Annotated in this window: 22 protein-coding genes; 7 read left to right on the top strand and 15 right to left on the bottom strand. The window is 62.7% G+C overall.

Annotation, left to right across the window (positions count from 1 at the left end; translation table 11 throughout):
• Positions 1-15: 15 nt before the first annotated feature.
• On the bottom strand, positions 16-999 hold the full coding sequence (locus NL528_RS12670; RefSeq protein ID WP_309182994.1) for a c-type cytochrome: 984 nt from the start codon (positions 997-999) through the stop codon (positions 16-18).
• Between the two features lie 152 nt (positions 1000-1151).
• Here NL528_RS12670 and NL528_RS12665 point away from each other — a divergent pair, with 152 nt between their 5' ends.
• On the top strand, positions 1152-1577 hold the full coding sequence (locus tag NL528_RS12665; protein ID WP_309182993.1) for a cupin domain-containing protein: 426 nt from the start codon (positions 1152-1154) through the stop codon (positions 1575-1577).
• 33 nt (positions 1578-1610) lie between these two features.
• Here NL528_RS12665 and NL528_RS12660 read toward each other — a convergent pair whose 3' ends face one another.
• Positions 1611-2036 (bottom strand): ATP-binding protein, encoded by a 426-nt coding sequence (locus NL528_RS12660; RefSeq protein ID WP_309182992.1) that lies wholly within the window; start codon positions 2034-2036, stop codon positions 1611-1613.
• A gap of 200 nt (positions 2037-2236) precedes the next feature.
• Positions 2237-3085 (bottom strand): porin family protein, encoded by an 849-nt coding sequence (locus NL528_RS12655; protein ID WP_309182991.1) that lies wholly within the window; start codon positions 3083-3085, stop codon positions 2237-2239.
• Between the two features lie 385 nt (positions 3086-3470).
• Between NL528_RS12655 and NL528_RS12650 the strand changes: the two genes are divergently transcribed.
• A complete protein-coding gene (locus NL528_RS12650; protein ID WP_309182990.1) occupies positions 3471-4829 on the top strand; it encodes a lytic murein transglycosylase in 1359 nt (452 codons plus the stop codon).
• A gap of 153 nt (positions 4830-4982) precedes the next feature.
• Here NL528_RS12650 and NL528_RS12645 read toward each other — a convergent pair whose 3' ends face one another.
• A complete protein-coding gene (locus NL528_RS12645) occupies positions 4983-6032 on the bottom strand; it encodes a hypothetical protein (protein ID WP_309182989.1) in 1050 nt (349 codons plus the stop codon).
• Between the two features lie 305 nt (positions 6033-6337).
• Here NL528_RS12645 and NL528_RS12640 point away from each other — a divergent pair, with 305 nt between their 5' ends.
• From NL528_RS12640 to NL528_RS12625, 4 genes are all read left to right on the top strand, one after another.
• On the top strand, positions 6338-6841 hold the full coding sequence (locus NL528_RS12640) for a DUF1993 domain-containing protein (RefSeq protein WP_309182988.1): 504 nt from the start codon (positions 6338-6340) through the stop codon (positions 6839-6841).
• Between the two features lie 326 nt (positions 6842-7167).
• A complete protein-coding gene (locus NL528_RS12635) occupies positions 7168-7545 on the top strand; it encodes an SDR family oxidoreductase (RefSeq protein WP_309182987.1) in 378 nt (125 codons plus the stop codon).
• A gap of 87 nt (positions 7546-7632) precedes the next feature.
• A complete protein-coding gene (locus NL528_RS12630) occupies positions 7633-8736 on the top strand; it encodes an alkene reductase (RefSeq protein WP_309182986.1) in 1104 nt (367 codons plus the stop codon).
• 261 nt (positions 8737-8997) lie between these two features.
• Positions 8998-9810, top strand: coding sequence for a tetratricopeptide repeat protein (locus tag NL528_RS12625; protein ID WP_375144009.1), 813 nt, complete (start codon positions 8998-9000; stop codon positions 9808-9810).
• On the opposite strand, the gene NL528_RS12620 is transcribed toward NL528_RS12625, so the two are convergent.
• The 11 genes from NL528_RS12620 to NL528_RS12570 form a co-directional block, all read right to left on the bottom strand.
• A complete protein-coding gene (locus NL528_RS12620) occupies positions 9807-10517 on the bottom strand; it encodes a hypothetical protein (protein WP_309182984.1) in 711 nt (236 codons plus the stop codon). The genes NL528_RS12625 and NL528_RS12620 overlap by 4 nt on opposite strands.
• 179 nt (positions 10518-10696) lie before the next feature.
• On the bottom strand, positions 10697-10852 hold the full coding sequence (locus NL528_RS12615) for a hypothetical protein (RefSeq protein WP_309182983.1): 156 nt from the start codon (positions 10850-10852) through the stop codon (positions 10697-10699).
• 60 nt (positions 10853-10912) lie between these two features.
• On the bottom strand, positions 10913-12709 hold the full coding sequence (locus NL528_RS12610; RefSeq protein WP_309182982.1) for an ABC transporter substrate-binding protein: 1797 nt from the start codon (positions 12707-12709) through the stop codon (positions 10913-10915).
• A 73-nt stretch (positions 12710-12782) separates the two neighbouring features.
• Entirely contained in the window at positions 12783-13109 is a 327-nt protein-coding gene (locus NL528_RS12605) for a DUF2160 domain-containing protein (protein ID WP_309182981.1), read from the bottom strand.
• A 12-nt stretch (positions 13110-13121) separates the two neighbouring features.
• On the bottom strand, positions 13122-13928 hold the full coding sequence (locus NL528_RS12600; RefSeq protein WP_309182980.1) for a carbohydrate ABC transporter permease: 807 nt from the start codon (positions 13926-13928) through the stop codon (positions 13122-13124).
• A complete protein-coding gene (locus NL528_RS12595) occupies positions 13928-14830 on the bottom strand; it encodes a sugar ABC transporter permease (protein ID WP_309182979.1) in 903 nt (300 codons plus the stop codon). Before NL528_RS12595 ends, NL528_RS12600 begins: the two co-directional genes overlap by 1 nt.
• Positions 14830-15915 (bottom strand): ABC transporter ATP-binding protein, encoded by a 1086-nt coding sequence (locus NL528_RS12590; RefSeq protein WP_309182978.1) that lies wholly within the window; start codon positions 15913-15915, stop codon positions 14830-14832. The genes NL528_RS12595 and NL528_RS12590 overlap by 1 nt, the downstream gene beginning before the upstream one ends.
• Positions 15902-17068, bottom strand: a complete 1167-nt coding sequence (locus tag NL528_RS12585) for an ABC transporter ATP-binding protein (RefSeq protein ID WP_309182977.1) — start codon at positions 17066-17068, stop codon at positions 15902-15904. The genes NL528_RS12590 and NL528_RS12585 overlap by 14 nt, the downstream gene beginning before the upstream one ends.
• Entirely contained in the window at positions 17065-18609 is a 1545-nt protein-coding gene (gene glpD, locus NL528_RS12580; RefSeq protein ID WP_309182976.1) for a glycerol-3-phosphate dehydrogenase, read from the bottom strand. The genes NL528_RS12585 and glpD overlap by 4 nt, the downstream gene beginning before the upstream one ends.
• A 173-nt stretch (positions 18610-18782) precedes the next feature.
• On the bottom strand, positions 18783-19586 hold the full coding sequence (locus tag NL528_RS12575; RefSeq protein WP_309182975.1) for an outer membrane beta-barrel protein: 804 nt from the start codon (positions 19584-19586) through the stop codon (positions 18783-18785).
• Positions 19587-19745: 159 nt separating this feature from the next.
• Positions 19746-20579, bottom strand: coding sequence for a DeoR/GlpR family DNA-binding transcription regulator (locus NL528_RS12570; protein ID WP_309182974.1), 834 nt, complete (start codon positions 20577-20579; stop codon positions 19746-19748).
• Between the two features lie 291 nt (positions 20580-20870).
• Here NL528_RS12570 and NL528_RS12565 point away from each other — a divergent pair, with 291 nt between their 5' ends.
• On the top strand, positions 20871-22067 hold the full coding sequence (locus NL528_RS12565) for a urate hydroxylase PuuD (protein WP_309184881.1): 1197 nt from the start codon (positions 20871-20873) through the stop codon (positions 22065-22067).
• Positions 22068-22194 lie beyond the last annotated feature (127 nt).

The following is a 22194-nucleotide window of genomic DNA, read 5'->3' as shown; positions in this document are numbered from 1 at the left end:
CGTGAGGCGCCGGCATCATTTGCTCGCTGACACGCCGTCCGGCGGCAATGAAGCCGCGTAGCCTGCGAGCGCGACCATATCTTCCAGCGTCATTTTTTCCACGACCGGCTTCATCAACTCGCTGCCGCTGCCGGCGCGCGCGCCGGACTTGAAATCATGGAGTTGCCGGACGGCGTAACTCGGCGAACGGCCGGCAATGGCGGGGATGCCGCCGACGCCAGCAAGGCCCGGGCCATGACAGCCCGCACATTGCGTGCCGCCGCCGCCCACGCCTTTTGCAACAAGCTCCTTGCCCTTCTGGATGCTGCCGATCGGCACATAGGCGATGAAGCGCGAGCGCGCGTCGCGGCTTTCGAATTGCGCGAGGTCCTCCGGGATTACGATGATGTGGTTGCCGATCGGTTCGCGCTCGCCGGTTTTGGCGTCGGCCAGAAACCAGCCGGCGACATAGGTTTTCGGAACCGTGTCGGTCTCGACCACCCTGATCGTCGCCCGCGGTTTCAGCGCGGCGAAATATTCCGCCGCGGCGCTAACCTCCTGGTCGGTTGCCGCCTTGGCAAGCGCGATCATGATCTGCGACGGGCCGCGCTCCGGAACGGAGGTCTTGCGCAGGCCGTTCTTGAAATCCGCCATCTGCTGCTCGATGTAATCAGCCGAAAGGCCCGCGAGACTGGCGTTCTCGGGACCGCCGGGGCCGTCCGCCCGATGACAAAAGCCGCAGGCGAACACATCGGGCTTTCGACCCGTTGCCACGACGGCCGGCATTGGGCGGTGATCGGCCGGATGCCAGTCGGGAGCGAAAAACCGGTCGCGGGTCTGCGCCACGCTGTATTGGACCGGACTGTCCGGCACCTGCCGCGGCTTGCCGTCATCAGGCGGCAGCTTGAAGCCGGGCGGATTGACCGGATAGGCCCATTCCGGCGGACGATCTTCAGCCCAGGCATGACCGGCGGTCAGCAGCAACGCGCATGAAAAACCAAGCAAAAGAAAGGATCGCATCAAAAATCCCCACACCTGCCAACATTAAATGATAGTTCCCGAAAAGAGTCGATCTGCAGTGGGCTGCCATCTATTGCCGCAGAGCGACGAACCACGCTTTGCGAATCTGCCCCACGCGCTATTGTTGCCCTCCCTCGTTGGATAAAATCGCCATGCCCGAAACCATCAATCTCGGTTCGCTGCAGCTGAAATTCCTGCAGAGCAAGGACGACACTGCCGGCAGCCTCGATATGTTCGAGATGACGCTGCAGCCTAACGCGCGGATGCCTATTCCGCATTATCACGATCGCTGGGATGAAACGATCTACGGGCTGGCGGGCACATCGACCTGGCGGATCGACGGCAAGGATATCGATCTGGGGCCCGGCGAGACCATCTTCATCCAGCGCGGCGTCGTGCACGGATTCACGAACCGCTCGACCGGGCCGGCCAGTTGCCTCTGCGTCCTGAGCCCGGGTGTGCTTGGCCCGCAATATTTCAAGGATATGGCCGGCCTGCTGTCGGCCGCCACGCCCGATGCGGCCAGGATGAAAGAGACGATGCTGCGCTATGGGCTGATCCCGGCGCCGCCGTCCTGAGCGCCACGCGCCGGCGTCACCGCGACCGACCGATCAGGCCGTGTGAACGACGACGTTGAAACCCTGGTCGGATCCCGGAGCAACGAAGTAACGTGTGAACTGATCGTACTCCACGTCGCTGACCTGGAACGGATGTGCGCCACCGGCATTGCGCCGGCCAAGCCGCTGCCTGCAGATCGTGTCGGGAATATCGAGGTGATGCAGCTCGTGGGCCACATCGGCCTGTGCGATCAACGACCGCATCCATTCACGATTGCGCACCGTGTTGGCCGGAAAATCCAGCACGACGGAAAGGCCTTGCGTCAAGACGTCGACGACGTGCGGCGCCATCGCGGCGCGAAGCCGGGCCGAATAGCGTCCGTAGTCTTCGATGGTCTTCAGGTCATCGGCAAACAGGGTAGAGGTCCAGTGATCTTCGCTGATCAGCAGGGTCGCCGGGCGCGGCGAGGCGCCGTGCAAGGGTCGACTTCCCGGCCGCGATCTTTCCGCAGAGAAGATACAAGGTTGGTGCGTGGGCCGGGTTCATGCGCAAGGAGTATCACAGGCCGATTCTTTTGCGACCTCTCCTCCGCGCCGGTCGCCATCAAACCGCACAAAAAAGCCCCGGACGATGCCGGGGCTTTAGCTTGTCAGTCGCAGTCGGGAGATCAGTGCGTCGATCAGTATTTGGCGACGACCGGGCCGCCGAACTTGTAGTTGATGCCGACCCGGCCAATGTTCGATCGCAGATCAACCGTATGGGTGAACACGTTGCTCGGGAAGTTGCTCGGGAAAGCGGTCGGAGTAACCAGATTGGTGCTGGTCGTGCTGGCCCGGCCGAGATCGACGTAGAGATATTCGGCCTTGATCGACCAGCCGTTCATCAGGGCGTATTCGCCGCCGGCACCTGCGGTCCAGCCATAGCGGGTGGTCGAGATCGCGGCGGATTCGCGGGCCGGGCCGAAGGTATCGGTGAAGAGGTAACTGGCCTTCACATCGGCGACGGCCAGACCGCCGGTGCCATAGAGCAGGAGGGCTGGCGTGGCAAGGAAGCCGGCACGGCCGCGAAGGGTCCAAAGCCAATCCGTGGACTCCGACGAATTGACCGTGAAGGTGGACGGCGCGCAGCACGGGTAAAGTGCGGTGCCGGTGGACGATCCCCTGATCCCGAAATAGTTGAAGTCGGTTTCGACGCCGAGCACGGCGTTACTGATCTGCCAGTTATAACCAGCGGTCGCGCCCCCGGTAAAACCGGAGCGGTTGATGTTCTGGTTGCCAACCGTCCCAATCGCAGGGACGCTGGTGGTGGCAAAATATCCGAACGGAAACGGTGCGAAGACCGTCGTGGTGGTCACATTGGATTCATTCCAGGCGCCGCCGGCGTTCAAACCGACGTAAAAACCGGTCCAGTTGTAAATAGGGGCCACTACAGCGGGCGCCTTGGTATAGGTGCGGGGCGAAAGGTCGGCCGCCGATGCGGTGGCGGCGCCAAGCGCAACGGTGAATAATGTGGCAACGAGTTTTTTCACTACAATCTCCAAATTGATGTGCCCAGTTTGTGAGCACAAGATATGTCCCTCCTCGACAACCTAGCAGGATCGCCTGGGTCGGGCTGTCTCCGGGGAACCACACGTCATGAGATACGGCGTCCTCAGGGGGCAACTGCGGCGTGAGAGGTCGAATTGCCCCAGACCGTGGCCGATTGGTCACGCGCCGCTGGTAACCCTTTGTTAATATGAAAAGCTTCCAGGAGCCCCGCCATCGGCTCTTAACATTCTGAGATTGCTGACGACTCATCCTCGAAACCGCAAGCCCCTCGGCATCCCGTGCTGAACGCCCGAACGAATGCGCCAGGCGTGTCAGCTGTAGTATTGAAAGCGCGCGACCTTCCTGTCCCTTAAGCTGGTGAGATTGATGCGGACCTCTTCGTTTGGAATTCGAGTTGCGATCACAACGGTCGCGGCATCCTTTGCGGCATCCTTGGCATTTTCATCCGCAGCGTCAGCACAGCCGGCTCCAGCCCCGGTTCGACCCGCGGCCACGACCAAACCGACGGCCCCAAAACTAACGGGACTACCAAGCCAAACTGCCACCGCTCCCTCCCCGCGCGCCGCCTCCTGCCACAACGGCATGCCCTTCGACCGCTTCCTTGCCGAGCTAAAGCAACAGGCCGTCGCCGCCGGCGTGTCGCAGCGCGCGCTCGCCGATGCTGCCCCCTACCTCGTCTACGACCAGGGCATCGTCAACCGCGACCACGGTCAGCGCGTATTCGGCCAGGTGTTCACCGAATTCGCACGGAACAGGGCGTCCGACGGCGCGGCAAAGAATGCGCAGGCGCGAATCCGGATGCATGCGGCGGCGTTCAACCGCGCCGAGAAGGAATATGGCGTACCACCGGCCGTGATCGCCGCGTTCTGGGGGCTGGAGAGCAGCTTCGGCGCCGAGTTGGGTAAACTGCATACGCTGCCGTCACTGGTGTCGCTGGCCTATGACTGCCGCCGCTCCGAGATGTTCCAGAACGAAACCATCGCGGCGCTGAAGATCATCGACCGCGGCGATCTCACGCCGGATGAGATGATCGGCTCCTGGGCCGGCGAACTCGGACAGACGCAATTCTTGCCGACGCATTATTTCAACTACGCTGTCGACTATGACGGCGACGGCCATCGCGATCTCTTGCGCAGCGCGCCCGACGTGATCGGCTCAACCGCGAATTACATCGCCAACGGATTGAAGTGGCGGCGTGGCGAGCCATGGCTGCAGGAAGTGCGCGTGCCGCAAAATCTACCCTGGGACCAGGCCGACCTCACGATAAAACTGCCGCGGTCGAAATGGGCGCAGTTGGGCGTCAGCTATCCCGACGGCAGGGCGTTGCCGAACGACGATATGCCCTCGTCGCTGCTGCTGCCGATGGGCCGCACCGGGCCGGCGTTCCTGGCGTACGCGAATTTCGCCGCCTATACCGAGTGGAATAATTCGCTGATCTATTCCACCACCGCCGGCTATCTCGCGACCCGCATCGCGGGCGCTGCGCCAATGCGCGCGCCGTCGGCGCCGGTGGTGCAACTGCCCTTCAACGAAATCCGCGAGTTGCAGCAATTGCTGGTGCGCGCGGGCTTCAATGTCGGCAAGGTCGATGGCGTGCTCGGCCAGGCAAGCCGCAGCGCGGTAAAGGCGATGCAGGTCAAATACGGCCTGCCGGCCGATTCTTGGCCGACCGCCGAACTGCTGGCGCGGATGCGCGGCGGGCCGCGTCCAGCAGCGATGAATTAAAGCTCCCTCGCCCCGCTTGCGGGGAGAGGGTTGGGGTGAGGGGGACTCTCCACAGATTCAGACTCGCGGAGAGTCCCCCTCACCCGGATTTTTCGCTACGCGTAAAATCCGACCTCTCCCCGCAAGCGGGGAGAGGTGAACTAGACGGCGCCCTTACAGCGGATTGTTGATCACATTGCCGCCCAGGGACGCCCAGCCGGACCACGGGCCCGCATGCGGCGCCTGTTGCCAGATGTGCCAGACCGCGCTGTCGGTGCCGCGCGCGAACACTTCCAGCCGCCCGTCGGAATTATCGATCGCAACCGGATCGCTGGTGATCGCGCCGCCAAGCGAGGCCCAGCCCGACCAGGGACCTGCATGCGGCGCCTCCTGCCAGATATGCCAGAGCGCGCTGTCGGTGCCGCGCGCGAACACTTCCAGCCGGCCGTCGGAATTGTCGACCACCGCCGGATCGCTGGTGATGACACCGCCAAGCGAGGCCCAGCCCGACCACGGCCCGGCATGCGGCGCCGTCTGCCAGATATGCCAGAGCGCGTTGTCGGTGCCGCGGGCGAATACTTCGAGACGCCCATCGGAGTTGACGAACACCTCGGGATCGCTGGTGATGATTCCACCGAGCGACGCCCATCCCGACCACGGTCCGGCATGCGGCAACGTCTGCCAGTTGTGCCAGAGCGCGTTGTCGGTGCCGCGCACGAACACCTCGAGCCGTCCGTCGGAATTGACCGCCACGGCCGGATCGCTGGTGATGCCGCCGCCGAGGGTCGCCCATGACGACCACGGCCCGGCATGCGGCGCCTCCTGCCAGATGTGCCAGAGCGCGTTGTCGAGGCCGCGGGCGAACACTTCAAGCCGCCCGTCGGAATTGAGCGCGGCCACCGGATCGCTGGTGATGCCGCCGCCGAGCGAGGACCATGCCGACCACGGTCCGGAGTGCGGCACCATCTGCCAGATGTGCCAGAGCGCGTTGTCGGTGCCGCGCACGAACACCTCGAGTCGTCCGTCTGAATTGTCGATCGCGGCGGGTTCGCTGGTAAGTCCGCCGCCAAGCGATGACCAGGTCGACCATGGTCCCGCATGCGGCGCCTCCTGCCAGATATGCCAAAGCGCCTTGTTGGTGCCGTCCCCGAAGATTTCGATTCTCCCGTCGGAGTTACGGGTGACGGCTACGGCGTGCGTCAATGCTGCAGCTTGATCGGTCATAAATATTGTCCTTCTGGTTTGTGAAAGTCTCCTCAACTCAGGATGGTGATCTTTCCACGCGTCGACCCCAGCTGAATGTGAGAAGCTTCACACTGGAAGCGCGATGAACAACACGTGATCGGCTGGCGATATCTGGAGCGATCGGGTGAACCGGTGCGATGCAAGGCCGGACAAGGACATCGCGGCGAGAGAATATTTGACCAGGCCAAACCGCGTTTAAGAGTTGTAATTCATCTCCAGCCGCCCCACTTCGAGCAGCGTTACCCTGCACTGAATGAAATTCCACAACACGAAAAGAGAATCAGATGTCTTTCTACGACGCCACCGTTCCGGCCTTCCTCCAGATCCTCGGCAGCCTTTCCGGCCTGCTCACCAAGGCCGAAGCGCATTGCAAGGCCAAGAACATCCAGCCCGACGTCCTGCTCGGCGCGCGGCTCTATCCGGACATGCTGCCGCTGAGCAAACAGGTTCAGCTCGCCTGCGATTTCGCGGCCAAGGGCTGTGCGCGCCTCACCCACAGCGAGGTGCCGTCGACGCCCGACACCGAAAAGACCTTTGAGGAATTGAAGCAGCGGCTGGCGAAAACCATCGATTATGTGAAGTCGTTCAAGCCGGCGCAGTTCGACGGTGCCGATGCCAAGGACGTCACCTTCCCCGCCGGCCCCGATCGCTCCATCACGCTGAAAGGCCAGCAGTTCCTCAATGCCTTTGCGTTCCCGAATTTCTACTTTCATGCCGCGACCACCCACGGCATCCTGCGCCATAACGGCGTCGAAGTCGGCAAGCGCGATTTTCTCGGGGTGAGCTGACGCCCTGTCGTCATTCCGGGGCAGCCCGCAGGGCTGAACCCGGAATCTCGAGATTCCCCGATGCGCAATTGCGCATCCGGGGTTCGCGCTTCGCGGGCCCCGGAATGACGGAAAAATTAATTCACCGTCATTGCGAGGAGCCAACGGGTCCGGCCTTTGGCCGGCCCGATGATAAACTCCGCGACGAAGCAATCCATCCTTCCTTCGTGACCGTATGGATTGCTTCGCGGAGTTTATCATCGGGCGCGCATTCGCGCGACCCGTTGGCTCGCAATGACGGAATACAATTGCCAACAAAAAATAAAAACTCAGGGAGAGCCCACCCCATGTCCACCACCACGCACGCACCGAAACAGATAGATCCCTCCGCCTCCCTGCACGCGGAATCGCTGGGCCTCGCCAGGAGCCCTGGCCGGCTGCCGCCGACAACACGGTGGCGCAGATCACATCCGAAGGCGGCGGCTGGCGAAGAAAAGGGCATTCGCTGCAATGTGATCGCGCCCGGCTTCATGGATACGCCGATGGGCCGCGACGCCAGCCGCCGGCGGACCGACCGCGCGGTGACAGTGCCGTTCGGCCGCCAGGGCACCGGCTGGGAGGTCGCCTATGCTGCGCTGTTCCTGATTTCGAACGAATCCTCCTACGTCAACGCGCACACGCTGTTCCTCGATGCCGGCCACATGGCCGGGATCGTGCGCAGCTAATCTGCACATCCCGAATGGCTTGGGCATTGCGCTTGCCGCCGCAATGCACAAATCTGCTGGGTCAGTCACTTCCCTTGGAAAGAACAAATGAGCCAACCGATCAAACTGTTCGAGCCCTACAAGCTTGGCCCGCTCACGCTGCCCAACCGCTTCGTGATGGCGCCCTTGACGCGCAACCGTGCCGTTCCTCCGGGCATGGTGCCAAGCCCATTGGCGGTCGAATATTACGCCCAGCGCGCCTCGGCAGGCCTCCTGATCACCGAAGCCAGCCAGGTGTCGCAGCAGGGCCAGGGCTATCAGGACACGCCCGGCATCTACTCAAAAGAACAGGTCGCGGGCTGGCGCAAGGTCACCGACCGCGTGCATGAGCGCGGCGGGCGCATCTTCATCCAGATCTGGCATGTCGGCCGCGTCTCGCACAATTCGCTGCAGCCAAATGGCGGCGCACCGGTCGCGCCATCGGCGATCCGCGCCAAGGGCAAGACGTTCGTCAACAACAGCTTTACCGACATCTCCGAGCCGCGCGCGCTCGAGCTTTCGGAAATTCCAGGGATCATCGAAGACTTCAAACGCGGCACCGCGAATGCGCTTGCAGCCGGGTTCGACGGCGTCGAGATCCACGGCGCCAATGGCTATCTGCTCGACCAGTTCGCGAAAGACGGCACCAACAAGCGCACCGATGCCTACGGCGGATCGATCGAGAACCGCGCCAAGTTGATGCTGGAAGTCTCGAAAGCCGTCGCGGCGGAAGCAGGAGCCGAACGGACCGGCATCCGGATTTCGCCGGTGACGCCGGCCAACGATGTTTCCGACTCAAATCCGCAGCCGCTGTTCGACTACATCGTCGATCACCTCAACGCGCTGAAGCTGACTTACATCCACGTCATCGAAGGCGCCACCGGCGGTCCGCGCGACGTCGCGCCGTTCGACTATGCTTCGCTGCGCAAGCGCTTCAAGCAGGCCTATGTCGCCAACAATGGCTACGACTTCGAGCTGGCGACCAAGGTGCTCGCCGCCAACGAGGCCGACCTGATCGCGTTCGGAAAGCCGTTCATCTCAAATCCCGACCTGGTCGAACGCCTGCAGAAGGGCGCACCGCTGAACGCGTTCGACAAGGCGACGTTCTACGGCGGCGGCGCGAAGGGGTACACGGATTATCCGACACTGGAAGCGGCGGAAGCGGCGCAGTAACGGCTCTCGGCGTCATTGCGAGGAGTCAACGGGTCCGGCCTTCGGCCGGCCCGATGATAAACTCCGCGACGAAGCAATCCACTCTTTCCTTGCAGCACGATGGATTGCTTCGCGGAGCCTGTCATCGGGCGGCGCTACGCGCCGACCCGTTGGCTCGCAATGACGGAAGACGGAGGCCGGGATTTGTTCCCGGCCTTTTTCACGACGGCTCACGATCGACCTTGTCTTGCAGCGGCGTTGTTTTGTTTTAGTGTGTTCGAGATGAGCAAGCACACCGCCGAGGAAGTCGTTCGCAGGGCTACGACGGCCTTTAATTCCGGCCGACCCGGCGAGGCGCGCAAGCTCTGTGAAGAAGGGTTGGGCCGCCAGCCCCGCGATCCCATGCTCAATCACCTTCTTGCTGCGGTGCTGTTCTCCGGCGGCGAGGTTCAGCCAGCCCGCGCGCATGTCGAGGCAAGCCTTGCCCGGCAGCCAGCAAATGCGGCGGCGCATCTGCTCGCCGCCCGTATCGCCCGCGCCGCGGGGGATTTTGACGGCGCGCTGTCGCATCTGGATCGGGCCATCGCGCTGGCGCCGCAACGCGAAGCGTTCCTGGAAAAGGCGCGGACGCTCGACCAGGCGGGCTTGCGGCCGCAGGCACGCGCCGCGTGGCGGGCCATTCTGGAAGTGGTTCCAACAAACACCGAGGCCGCGGCACGGCTCGGACGATTGGCATGGGAGGATGGCGACCATGCCGCCGCCGCGCCCTTGCTCGAACGCGCCGCGAAAAATGACGCTCCGGCGTCCGTCTGGTTCGATCTCGGCCTCGCGCGCCAGGATTTGCGTGACCCCGACGGCGCCGCCACCGCCTACCGCAAGGCGCTGGAAAAAAAGCCCGACCATGCCGAGGCCGCGCTCAATCTCGGCGTCGTGCTGCAGGAGAAGGGCGATCTCGAAGGCGCGATGCGCGCCTACGCCGAAGCCTATCGCCTGCGCCCCCAAACATTCGGCACGATCGCGATGGCGCTGACATCGGCACCCCACGGCCGTCTGTGGCTCGACGAGGCATCGCTGCGCCGCTCACTTGGCGGCTAGGAGGCCCGCCCTCGCCGCGCGCGAAAATGTTTGCGGTAAACGTTGGGCGCGGCCAGCACGTCGGCAACGGTTTTTGAATAGGCCTCCCTGTGCGCCTCATCGAAACTCTCGAACACGAGTTGCGGCGCGGTGCGCGGCACCGCGAAGCATTGCGCCACCGGCGTGCCCTTGGGCAAGACCCCCGAAAAATCGGGCTGGGTCCAGATCGCCGGGAAATTGATGCCGCCGTCGTGGAAGCGATCGGCATCGACTAATCCGGAAATCAAGTGAAACGGCAGCTCATCGCGATTGACGGGATGGGTCGCAAACAGCGACCAGCCTGGCTCAACCTCGATGGTCCAGAAACTGTTGAACTTGATGGCAGCTTGCGTGCCCTCGGCAAACGGCGCGCCCGCAAGCTGCGCGGCGACGTGAAAGCTCAACGGCGCGCGCGGATGCCCTGAAGTGGCGGGTTCCGGAATATCCCAATTCCAGGAGAACGCGCCACGATCAACCACGACGTCGCAGGGTAACAGGACCATGACTCCATAGGCCATCGCATCGACGAATGGCGGGCATTGCTTCACGGTACGGATGTCGCGGCCATGGATTTCCGAATGCGCTTTCGAAGGCATGGCGCGAAGCCAGTCGGGCAGCGCGGTACGCGCCGCAACCGGCCGCGGCAGATGATCGGCAAGCTGCGGATCGCAACGGAAGATCATGCGCATGACAGGGCTCCCAAAGTCGTCATGCCCGCGAAGGCGGGCATCCAGTAAACACCGGCGTCAGCGATTGAATCGAAACGCCGCGGCGTACTGGATCGTCCGCCTTCGCGGACGATGACCGCAGCATAACGGAAAAAGGCCGGGATCGCTGCCACCTCATCGTCATTCCGGGATGCGCCTTCTTAGGCGCAGGCCCGGAATCCATACTCACGATCGTGGTTATGGATTCCGGGCTCGCGCTGCGCGCGCCCCGGAATGACGATAAGAAAAAGGCCGGGATCGCTCCCGGCCTTCTCGTTCTTCTTTTCGTCATGCCCGGCCTTGTGCCGGGCATCCACGTCTTGCCTCAAAGGAAGCCGTGGATAGCCGGGTCAAGCCCGGCCATGACATGTTCGATGTCACTTCGCTTCGGCGCGCTTCGGCGGCGAGGCCGGCCACGACTTGATCAGCGTGTCGTAGTCGACGGTTTCGCCCTTCGGCTTCTCGTTCGCCAGCTTGCGCTGGGGCGCGATGTTGCCGTCCTTGGCCGACTTCGCGAACCAGTACTCAGCCGATTCCTTCTTGTTCAGCTTCGGTCCGCAGGCGCCCTGGACGCCGGATTTCTCCAGACGTTCCATCACCGAGTCCTGCGCTGCCGCGAGCGAGTCCATCGCGGCCTGTGGCGTCTTCGCACCCGACGACGCATCGCCGATGTTCTGCCACCACAATTGAGCAAGCTTCGGATAGTCAGGCACGTTGTTGCCGGTCGGGGTCCACTGCACGCGCGCGGGCGAGCGGTAGAACTCGATCAGGCCGCCGAGCTTCGGCGCGCGCTCGGTGAACGACTTGTCCCAGATATCGGACTCACGGATGAAGGTGAGACCGACATGGCTCTTCTTCAAGGACACCGTCTTGGAGACGATGAACTGCAGGTAGAGCCAGGCCGCCTTGCGGCGGTCGACCGGGGTCGACTTCAGAAGCGTCGCCGAGCCCACGTCCTGGTAGCCGAGCTTCATGCCGTCTTTCCAGTAGGAGCCGTGCGGCGACGGAGCCATGCGCCACTTCGGCGTACCGTCCGCATTCATGACCGGCAGACCGGGCTTCACCATGTCGGCGGTGAAGGCGGTGTACCAGAAGATCTGCTGGGCGATATTGCCTTGCGACGGGACCGGGCCGGATTCGGAGAAGGTCATGCCTTGCGCCTGCGGCGGGGCATATTTCTTCATCCAGTCGAGGTACTTGACGATCGAATAGACCGACGCCGGACCATTGACGTCGCCGCCACGTTCGACGCTCGAGCCGACCGGACGGCAGCCTTCCATGCGGATGCCCCATTCGTCGACCGGAAGTCCGTTCGGGATACCCTTGTCGCCATTGCCGGCCATCGACAACCACGCGTCGGTGAAGCGCCAGCCCAGCGAGGGATCCTTCTTGCCGTAATCCATGTGGCCGTAGACCCTGGCCCCACTGATTTCCTTGATGTCGTTGGTGAAGAACTCGGCGATATCCTCATAGGCCGACCAGTTCACGGGAACGCCGAGGTCGTAGCCATACTTGGCCTTGAACTTGGCCTTGTAGTCGGGATTGGAGAACCAGTCGTAGCGGAACCAATAGAGGTTCGCGAACTGCTGGTCGGGCAGCTGGTAGAGGTGACCGTTCGGCGCCGTGGTGAACGACTTGCCGATGAAGTCGTTGACGTCGAGCATCGGGTCGGTGACGTCCTTGCCTTCCTTGTCCATCCATTCCGTCAAGTCGACGGCCTGGCCGTAACGGAAGTGGGTTCCGATGAAGTCGGAGTCGTTGATCCAGCCGTCATAGACGTTCTTGCCGGACTGCATCTGGGTCTGGATCTTCTCGACGACGTCACCTTCCTGGATGATGTCGTGCTTGACCTTGATGCCGGTGATTTCCTCGAAGGCCTTGGCCAGCGTCTTCGATTCATACTCGTGCGTGGTCAGGGTTTCGGAGACGGCATTGATCTCCATCCCCTTGAAGGGTGCGGCGGCCTTGATGAACCACTGCATTTCCTTCATCTGGTCGTCCTTGGACAACGTCGAAGGCTGGAACTCGCTGTCGATCCATTTTTTGGCAGCGGCTTCGTCCGCAAGCGCCGGCGAGGTGATCGCAGCCGACGCTGCCATCAGCGCGACCGTGCTTGTCATCATCAAGACGCGGGTCCTGGTCATGGGCCCCTTACTTCTCTCAAAGTGTCGCATGTTGTTTCCTCCGTTGCAGCGACAAACATATATTCAGGCCCGGGTTGCCCCCGGATCTGCTCTTTTTCGCTGCTCAGACGGTGCGGAAGATCGCAACGGCCGAAACAAGCGAAATCACGGTGGCGAGCCACAGGCTCGACAATTCAATCCCCTCTCCGACCGGAATCGTCACGATCGTGTCGGTACCGACCAATCCGACCCACAACAGATGGATCACGGCGGTCATAATCAATGAAATGAACAACCGGTCGCCGCGCGTGGTCGGAATGCGCAGGATCCCGACGCGTTCGGCTTCCGGATAGGCAACCGCCAGCCACGTCATCACACCCAGCGTCGACGACAGCAGCACGAAGAAGATCGCGGTCGGAAGTGTCCAGGCCATCCATGCGATGTTTTCCATCTGATGCCTCCTCTAGACCCGGCCGAGCGCGAAGCCGCGCGCGATGTAATTGCGGACGAACCAGATCACCAGCGCGCCGGGGATGATGGTCAGGACACCGGCCGCCGCCAGCAAGCCCCAATCCATTCCGGCCGCGGAGACGGTACGGGTCATGACCGCGGAAATCGGCTTGGCGGCCACCGAGGTGAGCGTGCGCGCCAGCAGCAATTCGACCCAGGAGAACATGAAGCAGAAGAACGCGGCGACGCCGATGCCGCTGGCGATCAGTGGCACCAGGATCTTGACGAAGAATTTCGGGAACGAATAACCGTCAAGGAACGCGGTCTCGTCGATCTCGCGCGGCACGCCGGAGACGAAACCCTCGAGAATCCAGACCGCGAGCGGCACGTTGAAGATGCAGTGCGCGAGCGCGACCGCCCAGGGCGTATCGAACAGATTGATCGCCGAATAAAGATTGAAGAACGGCAGCGCATAGACCGCGGCCGGCGCCATCCGGTTCGACAGCAGCCAGAAGAACAGATGCTTGTCGCCGAGGAAGCGATAACGCGAGAACCCGTAGGCCGCGGGCAGCGCAACCGAGATCGAGATCACGGTGTTGATCAGCACATATTTCAGCGAATTGATGTAGCCGGAATACCAGCTCTCGTCGGTGAAGATCCGCATGTAATTGGCGATCGTCGGCTGATGCGGCCACAGCGTCATGGTCGAGATGATTTCGCCGTTGGTCTTGAAGCTCATATTGACGAGCCAGTAGATCGGCAACAGCAGGAAGATCAGGAAGGCCGAAATGATGATGCGGCGGCCGGGAATCGAATGCATCACGCGACTCCCTGTTTTTGCTGGCGCTCGGCGCCGGCATTGGTCATGACGGTGTAGAAGATCCAGCACACGATCAGGATGATCAAATTATAGACCAGCGAGAGTGCTGCGGCCTTGCCGAGGTCGAACTGCCCGAGCGCGATCTTGACCAGTTCGATGGACACGAACGTGGTCGAATTGCCGGGTCCGCCGCCGGTCACCACGAACGGCTCGGTGTAGATCATGAAGCTGTCCATGAAGCGCAGCAGCACGGCGATCAGGAGCACGCGGTTCATCTTCGGCAACTGGATCGCGGTGAACACCGCCCAGCGCGAGGCGCCGTCGATCTGGGCGGCCTGATAATAGGCATCCGGGATCGATTTCAGTCCGGCGTAGCACAACAGCGCGACCAGACTGGTCCAGTGCCAGACATCCATCACGATGACGGTGGCCCAGGCATCGAACTCGTTGGAGACGTAGTTGTAGTTGATCCCCAGACCGTTGAGCGTGTAGCCGAGCAGCCCGATGTCGGGACGCCCAAAAATCTGCCAGATGGTGCCGACCACGTTCCATGGAATCAAAAGCGGCAGCGCCAGGATCACGAGGCAGGCCGCGACGCTCCAGCCTTCGCGCGGCATCGACAGCGCCACCACGATTCCAAGCGGCACCTCGATCGCAAGGATCACCGCCGAGAAGAACAAATTGCGGCCCAGCGACGCCAGGAACCGGCCGCCGAGGTCGGTGGAGGGATCGAGCAATTCCTTGAACCAGCCGACGCCGTTCCAGAAGAACTGGTTGTTGCCGAAGGTATCCTGCATCGAATAGTTCACGACCGTCATCAACGGCAGGATCGCCGAGAACGCCACCACCAGAAACACCGGCAGCACCAGGAACCAGGCCTTTTGGTTGATGGTCTTGTCCATCAGGCAACCCCCTCGACCAGAACGCTGTTGGCATAGACGTGAACGTGGCCGGGATCGAAGACCAGTCCGGCGGTGTTGTCGGGGATCGAGAATCCCGGCGGCACGCGCGCGTTGAACTTGGTATCGCCGACGCGGACGCGGGCGAAGCGGATGCGGCCGAGGTCGTCGATGCGCTCGATGGTGGCCGACAGCAGGCCCGATGCCGGGGCTGCGACATCGACGAACTCCGGCCGCACGCCGATTTCGATCTTGGCGCTGGATGGCAAGACGCCGTAATTGCGATGCAGGCCGATGACGTGGCCGTCGATCCGCGCCTCGCGTCCACTGACTTTCGCCGGCACGATGTTCATGCCGGGCGAGCCGATGAAATAACCGACGAAGGTGTGCGCCGGCTTGTCGAACAGTTCCGCCGGCGTGCCGCTTTGCACCACGCGGCCGTCATGCATGACGACGACGGTGTCGGCAAAGGTCAGCGCCTCGGTCTGGTCGTGGGTGACATAGATCATCGTCAAATCGAGTTCGCGATGCAGCGCCTTCAGCTTCGAGCGCAACTGCCATTTCAGTTCGGGATCGATCACCGTCAGCGGTTCGTCGAACAGGACGGCTGCGACATCAGAGCGGACCAGGCCGCGGCCGAGCGAGATCTTCTGCTTGGCGTCCGCGGTCAGCCGCGTTGCCTTGCGCTTCAGATAGGGCGTGAGATCGAGCAGGTCGGCGATCTCCTTGACGCGCGCATCGATGTCGGCTTTCGGCACGCCGCGGTTCTTCAAGGGGAATGCGAGGTTCTGCCCGACCGTCATGGTGTCGTAGATCACCGGAAACTGGAACACTTGCGCGATATTGCGCTTCTGGGTTGACAGCGGCGTGATATCGGCACCGTCGAACAGGATTTTTCCGCGCGACGGCGTCACAATCCCGGAGATCAGGTTCAAGAGCGTGGTCTTGCCGCAGCCGCTGGGGCCGAGCAGCGCGTAGGCGCCACCCTGCCGCCAGGTCATCGAGATTGGCTTCAGGGCGAATGATTCGGGAGCGGCATCGTTGCCGCCGTAGGAATGCGCGAGATCGACGAGGTCAATGCGGGCCATGCGGAATCTCCCTCGCATCGCCCGAGCTGTTTTTTGACGCGTTTTCTTCACGCGAACCGCTACGCACTTCGCTTGAAAACGCTTTGGGCGCTGCGACCAGCCGGTCGGCCGCGTCGAACACAAAGACATTGTCGGGATTGAGCGCGGCATCGAGCACGTGGCCCGGCTCGAACTCGTGCACGCCATGCAGCACCGCGACCCAGTTCGACGCACCGCGGTTGAGATGCACGAAGCTTTCCGAACCGGTGATTTCGGTCACGGTCACCGTGGCCTGGAACGCATGGCGGCCGGCGATGCCGTTGGCCACCTCCAGCTGATGCGCGCGGAAGCCGACGCGATAGGGACCATCGGCCAGACCGGCATAGAGCCCGCCGGCCGGCGCTTTGATGCCACCTGCGTATTGCACAAAACCATTCTTCTTTTCGATGCCGACGATATTGAGCGGCGGATCGGAGAACACCTGCGCGACGCGCAGCGTATCGGGGTGGCGATAGACCTTTGACGTATCGCCGGCCTGCAGGACCTGGCCTTCCCACATGCAGACGGTGTCGCCGCCGAGCAGCAGGGCTTCCGAGGGCTCTGTCGTCGCATAGACGAAGATCGCGCCGGAGGCTTCGAAGATGCGCGGCAATTCGGTGCGCAGTTCCTCGCGCAGCTTGTAATCGAGATTGGCGAGCGGCTCGTCGAGCAGCACCAGATCTGCGCCCTTGACCAGCGCGCGCGCGATCGCGGTGCGCTGCTGCTGGCCGCCGGACAATTGCAGCGGCGTACGCTTGAGATACGGCTCCAGCCTCAACAGGCTTGCCGCCTCCTGCACGCGCTTGTCGATTTCATCGCGCGGCTTGCCCTGCACCCGCAATGGCGAAGCGATGTTCTCATAGACGGTCAGCGAGGGATAATTGATGAACTGCTGATAGACCATCGCAACCGAGCGCTGCCGCACGTCGAAACCGGTGACGTCCTTGCCGTCGACCAGCACGCGGCCCGTGGTCGGCTTGTCGAGTCCGGCCAGCAGCCGCATGATCGAGGTCTTGCCCGAAAGCGTGGGTCCCAGCAGCACGCTCAGCGTGCCGCGATCGAGCGTCAACGAGACGTCGCGGATGGTCGGGATGCCGTCCACCGTTCGCGTGACGTTTTCGAGCGTGACGCTCATGTCCGTCCTCCCGCTTCACGCAAGGGACGTTCGCCGGAAACGCGATGAACAGCGATCCATTCGTCGAGCGCGGCGATTTCGCTGGCCGACAGTCGCAGTCCCAGCTTGGATCGCCGCCATACGATATCTTCGGCGGTGCGGGCCCATTCATTCGCCATCAGGTACCGGACTTCGCTTTCCGTCAAGGTGGCGCCGAACGACTGGCCGAGATCGGCCATCGATTTCGCAGTGCCGAGCACTTTGCTCGCGCGGGTGCCGTAGGCATGTACGAGCCGGTTGGCGTGCGCTGTCGGGAGAAATGAATATTTGCGCACCAGTTCGGCCGATAGCGCCGCGACCGCCGAGACGTCGATATCGCCGCCCGGCAGCGGCGATTTGCCGGTCCAGCCTTCGCGCGCCTTGGCGCTGCGCAGATAGGGTGACAGCCGCTCCAGCGCCTCTTCGGCCAGGCGGCGATAGGTCGTGATCTTGCCGCCATAGATCGACAGCAGCGGCGCGCCACCAGGGGTGTCGAGTTCGAACACATAGTCGCGGGTGGCGGCCTTGGCGTCGCTGGCGCCGTCGTCATAGAGCGGGCGGACGCCGGAATAGGTCCACACCACGTCCTCGGACAAGACCGGCTTGGCCAGATACTCGCTGGCGGAAGCGCAGAGATATTCGATCTCTTCGCTCGAAGCTTTTACCTTCGCCGGATCGCCATCGTAATCGCGATCGGTGGTGCCGATCAGCGTAAAGTCGTCCTGGTAGGGAATGACGAAGATGATGCGGCCGTCGGCGTTCTGGAACATGTAGGCGCGGTCATGCGCGTAGAGTTTTCGCACGACGATGTGCGAGCCCTGCACCAGCCGCACTTTTGCCCGCGCGTTGACGCCGGCACCGGATGCCAGCACGTTCTCGACCCAGGGGCCGCCGGCATTGACCAGCGCCCGAGCCTTGATGGTTTGCCGAACGCCGCTTGCGGCGTCCTCGACCGTGACCTGCCAGATGCCGTCTGCCTGCCTTATCTCGACCGCGCGCGTGCGCGTGTGGATTTCGGCGCCGCGATCGGCCGCGTCGCGCGCAGTGAGCACGACCAGCCGCGCGTCATCGACGAAGCAGTCGGAATATTCAAAACCTTTGACGTAGCGATTCGGGATCAGCGGTTTTCCCACCTCGTCATGGGCGAGATCGACCGAGCGTGTCGGCGGCAGCAGATTGCGGCCGCCGATATGGTCGTACAGGAACAACCCGAGGCGGAGCAGCCAGGCCGGACGCAATCCTGCATGGTGCGGCAAAACGAAACGCAGCGGGCGGATGATATGGGGCGCGATCTGCCAGAGAACTTCGCGCTCGATCAGGGCTTCGCGGACCAGCCGGAACTCGTAATATTCGAGATAACGCAGGCCGCCATGCACGAGCTTGGTCGACCAAGACGACGTCCCGCTAGCCAAGTCGTTCATTTCGCAAAGGAAAACAGAGTTGCCCCGGCCCGCCGCATCGCGCGCGATGCCGCAGCCATTGACGCCGCCTCCAATGATTGCGAGGTCGAAAACCCGATCCAAAAGACGCTTCCCCCGGCGATCGCCTCTTCATTTCGGCGATTTTACTTTCGGTTTGGATTAAATCACAAACAAAAACGAAAGCAAGACGAAAACGGAATGCTGGACCCAAAGCCCGCCTGAAAAAGCCCCGGACGATGCCGGGGCTTTGGATTTTCTGAAACCTCAGCGGGAGATCAATACTTCGCAACAACCGGACCGCCGAATCGGTAGTTGATGCGCGCGGTGACCATATCGACGTCCTGGCGGATGCGTTCATCGTGGTTCAACGCAGCGATAAAAGCCGGATCATAGGTCAAGTGAACGTCGCGATCGCCCATGAACAGATGATCGTATTCGAGCGCAAGCGACCAATTCCGGTTGAACGCATACTCCCCGCCGATCCCGACCACGCCACCCCAACGGGTTTCGCTGCCGCGGTCCGAGATAAAGCCGGCGGGCAACAGACCCTGGGGAGCGGTCAGGAAACCTTCGTACTTGTCGTGCGCGACCGCCGCACCGCCCTTGACGTAGAGCAGGAACGAATTCCAGGAGTAGCCGACCTGACCGGTGAACAGGCCGATGGCATCGATCTTGGTGCGGTTGCCAAAGCCCGCCAGGAGATCGATCTGAGACGCGTTCGAGCCGGTCAGATCGGCCCAATTGCCTTGCGCTTCCAGGCCGAACACCCAGGCGGCCCTCTGCCAGCGATAGCCGACCTGGCCGCCGGCGGTCGCACCGGATGCGGTATGGCACCCTTCGGGACCCGCGATCGTAAACGGCGGAACGAAAACGAGATCGATGGTGAACGGCACCGCATCCCAGCACTTGCGGCTCCACGCGCCGCCGCCATTGGCGCCGACATAGAAGCCGCTCCAGTCATTGGCCGCGACAGCCACGGGAGGCGGCGCCTTGGCGTAAGGACGGGCCGCAAGGTCGGCGGCCGAAGCGCCGACGACGCTGGCCGCAAGAATGGAAACAGCACCGGCAAGTCTGTTCACGAGCGCACCCCGTTGTGCCCAAAAAGTTTGGATCAAGTCACTTTAGATCAAATCACGTTGAAATCGCGACCAATCTAATCGAGTTTCCGCACGGGCCGTTATGCCCCGCGAGCAACACAAGCAGCTATTCGGGCAAAAACGCCTTTGGAATCCCAGGCCCTAGCGAAGCCTGACAGCCGCCGGGACGACCGGCTCTACCACCGGCTCATCGATGTCGGCCGCCGGCTTGTCCATCGCCTCGACCACCTCGATGCCGCGGGTATGGCAAATATTGGCCAATCCGGCCGGCAGCGGCGCGTCGGTGACAAAGGTCTGGATCTGGCTGATATGGGCGATGCGGACCGGCGCGCTGCGCCGCAGCTTGGTCGCGTCGGCCACCAGCATGACGCTGCGCGCGTTGGCGATGATGGCCTGCGCCGCCTGGACTTCGCGATAGTCGAAATCCAGCAGCGCACCCTCCTCGTCGATCGCGGATGCGCCGATGATGGCGTAATCGACCTTGAACTGGCCGATCAGGCTGGTCGCGGTCGAACCGATCACCGCACCGTCGGCGCGGCGAACGGCGCCGCCGGCGACGATCACCTCGATGCGCGGATGCCGATAAAGCAGCATCGCAACATTGAGGTTGTTGGTGATGACCAGCAGATCCTCATGCGAGGTCAGCGCGCTCGCGACTTCTTCCGTGGTGGTGCCGATATTGATGAACAGCGAACAGCCGTTCGGGATCCGCGCCGCCGCCGCGATGCCGATCGCCCGCTTCTCCTCGGCGGCGACGAAGCGGCGCGCTTCATAGGCGAGGTTTTCGACGCCGGAGGCGATGATGGCGCCGCCGTGGATGCGCGTCAGCGAGCGCTGGTCGCAGAGATCGTTGAGATCCTTGCGGATGGTCTGCGCCGAAACCTCGAAGCGGCGCGCGAGGTCCTCCACCATCACCCGGCCGAAGGCGCGCGCGATGTTGAGGATTTCAGTCTGGCGATGCGACAATCCGGCCATGGCGGCACCCTACGGGCAAAACAGGCCATATGGTGCGGCGGTTCTGTGATGGGGTCAACGAGGCAAATCGCCATCGCAGATCGGCGCGTCTCCGAAAGACGAATCCTGGTTAAGGCGAAATGCGCTGCGAAAAAGATGCCGAAATATCCGCTCCCCCTATTGCACCGAGGCAAAGCGGGCCCGAAAGTTGCAGGCACCAGAGACAGACGATATGGGGCCATCGAGTTGATTTCCCGCGCCGAAACGACGGCCCGTCGCCGGCGCCTTGCCTGCGGGACGCACTGACCAATGATGTGGGGATCGATACTGACGGAATGGTCCAGCCTGATCCTGCGCTGGCTGCACGTGGTGGCCGGCATCGGATGGATCGGCAGCTCGTTCTACTTCATCCACCTCGACCTCAGCCTCAAAGCGCGCGCCGGCCTGCCCGACGGCGTGCAGGGCGAGGCGTGGCAGGTCCATGGCGGCGGCTTCTACCGGATGGTCAAATATCTGGTGGCACCGAGCGAGATGCCGGACGAACTGACCTGGTACAAATGGGAGGCCTACACCACCTGGCTGTCCGGCTTCGCGCTGATGGTGGTCGTCTACTATCTCGATGCCGAACTGTTCCTTGTCGACAAATCGGTGCTCGAACTGACACCCCTGCAGGCGGGACTGTTCTCCTTCGGCAGCCTCGCGCTGGCTTGGCTGCTTTACGAAGGTGCCTGCCGGTCGGGCCTGGCGCAATACGAGCTGCGTTTCGCGATCGGCGGCTATTTGTTCCTGGTCGGACTGACCTACGCCTTCACCCATGTCCTGAGCGGGCGCGGTGCGTTCAACCAGATCGGTGCCATCGTCGGAACCATCATGGTCGCCAACGTGTTCGCGCTCATCATTCCCAACCAGAAGAAGATCGTAGCCGCACTGCTGGCGGGTCAGTCGCCGGATCCGAAACTCGGCAAGACCAGCAAGGAGCGGTCGGTCCACAACAACTATCTGACGCTGCCGGTCATCTTCCTGATGATCAGCAACCATTATCCCCTGCTGTTCGCCACCCGCTACAACTGGCTGATCGTTGCGATCGTGCTCGCGCTGGGCCCGATCATCCGGCATTTCTTCAACGCCCGGCACGCAGGGAAAGAATCGCCGTGGTGGGTGTGGGGCGTGGCGGCCTGCGGCATGATCGCCATCGCGCTGCTGTCGGCGGCCGGGCCCCGCGACGCCAGGGTGGGATCGGCGCATGCGCCGGCGAATTATGCCAATGTCGAAGAGATCGTGCTGTCCCGATGCAGCATGTGTCACGGCGTCGAGCCGGTCTGGGCGTCGATCGTCACCGCCCCGAAGGGCATTTTGCTGGACGATTCAGCGCACATCAAGCGCAATGCCCGGCTGATCGGGCGGAACGCAGCATGGGCGAACGCGATGCCGCCGGGCAACGTCACCGAGATGACGGGAGACGAGCGGGCGGTGATCCGGGAATGGTTGGCGGCCGGCGCGCCGCAATGACGGTGGCGTGACGGACTCTCGCCGGACGCATAGGAGCAAGCCGCTTAGGTCGGACCCCGGAGGCTGTTCCAACCCTGTTTGCCCGTGTAGGGTCCCTCGACTGCAGGCCGGAGACAAGGCCGACGTC

The organism is Bradyrhizobium sp. Ash2021, assembly GCF_031202265.1.
Classification (GTDB): domain Bacteria; phylum Pseudomonadota; class Alphaproteobacteria; order Rhizobiales; family Xanthobacteraceae; genus Bradyrhizobium.
Note: the sequence above shows the minus strand (reverse complement) of the source record. Positions and strands in the feature narration are given on the sequence as shown.

What these genes read in the sequence shown, in the direction of transcription:
- NL528_RS12670 (WP_309182994.1), bottom strand. Translation starts at nt 999, where the DNA reads ATGCGATCCTTTCTTTTGCTTGGTTTTTCATGCGCGTTGCTGCTGACC.
- NL528_RS12665 (WP_309182993.1), top strand. Translation starts at nt 1,152, where the DNA reads ATGCCCGAAACCATCAATCTCGGTTCGCTGCAGCTGAAATTCCTGCAG.
- NL528_RS12650 (WP_309182990.1), top strand. Translation starts at nt 3,471, where the DNA reads ATGCGGACCTCTTCGTTTGGAATTCGAGTTGCGATCACAACGGTCGCG.
- NL528_RS12645 (WP_309182989.1), bottom strand. Translation starts at nt 6,032, where the DNA reads ATGACCGATCAAGCTGCAGCATTGACGCACGCCGTAGCCGTCACCCGT.
- NL528_RS12640 (WP_309182988.1), top strand. Translation starts at nt 6,338, where the DNA reads ATGTCTTTCTACGACGCCACCGTTCCGGCCTTCCTCCAGATCCTCGGC.
- NL528_RS12635 (WP_309182987.1), top strand. Translation starts at nt 7,168, where the DNA reads ATGTCCACCACCACGCACGCACCGAAACAGATAGATCCCTCCGCCTCC.
- NL528_RS12630 (WP_309182986.1), top strand. Translation starts at nt 7,633, where the DNA reads ATGAGCCAACCGATCAAACTGTTCGAGCCCTACAAGCTTGGCCCGCTC.
- NL528_RS12625 (WP_375144009.1), top strand. Translation starts at nt 8,998, where the DNA reads ATGAGCAAGCACACCGCCGAGGAAGTCGTTCGCAGGGCTACGACGGCC.
- NL528_RS12620 (WP_309182984.1), bottom strand. Translation starts at nt 10,517, where the DNA reads ATGCGCATGATCTTCCGTTGCGATCCGCAGCTTGCCGATCATCTGCCG.
- NL528_RS12610 (WP_309182982.1), bottom strand. Translation starts at nt 12,709, where the DNA reads ATGCGACACTTTGAGAGAAGTAAGGGGCCCATGACCAGGACCCGCGTC.
- NL528_RS12605 (WP_309182981.1), bottom strand. Translation starts at nt 13,109, where the DNA reads ATGGAAAACATCGCATGGATGGCCTGGACACTTCCGACCGCGATCTTC.
- NL528_RS12600 (WP_309182980.1), bottom strand. Translation starts at nt 13,928, where the DNA reads ATGCATTCGATTCCCGGCCGCCGCATCATCATTTCGGCCTTCCTGATC.
- NL528_RS12595 (WP_309182979.1), bottom strand. Translation starts at nt 14,830, where the DNA reads ATGGACAAGACCATCAACCAAAAGGCCTGGTTCCTGGTGCTGCCGGTG.
- NL528_RS12590 (WP_309182978.1), bottom strand. Translation starts at nt 15,915, where the DNA reads ATGGCCCGCATTGACCTCGTCGATCTCGCGCATTCCTACGGCGGCAAC.
- NL528_RS12585 (WP_309182977.1), bottom strand. Translation starts at nt 17,068, where the DNA reads ATGAGCGTCACGCTCGAAAACGTCACGCGAACGGTGGACGGCATCCCG.
- NL528_RS12570 (WP_309182974.1), bottom strand. Translation starts at nt 20,579, where the DNA reads ATGGCCGGATTGTCGCATCGCCAGACTGAAATCCTCAACATCGCGCGC.
- NL528_RS12565 (WP_309184881.1), top strand. Translation starts at nt 20,871, where the DNA reads ATGTGGGGATCGATACTGACGGAATGGTCCAGCCTGATCCTGCGCTGG.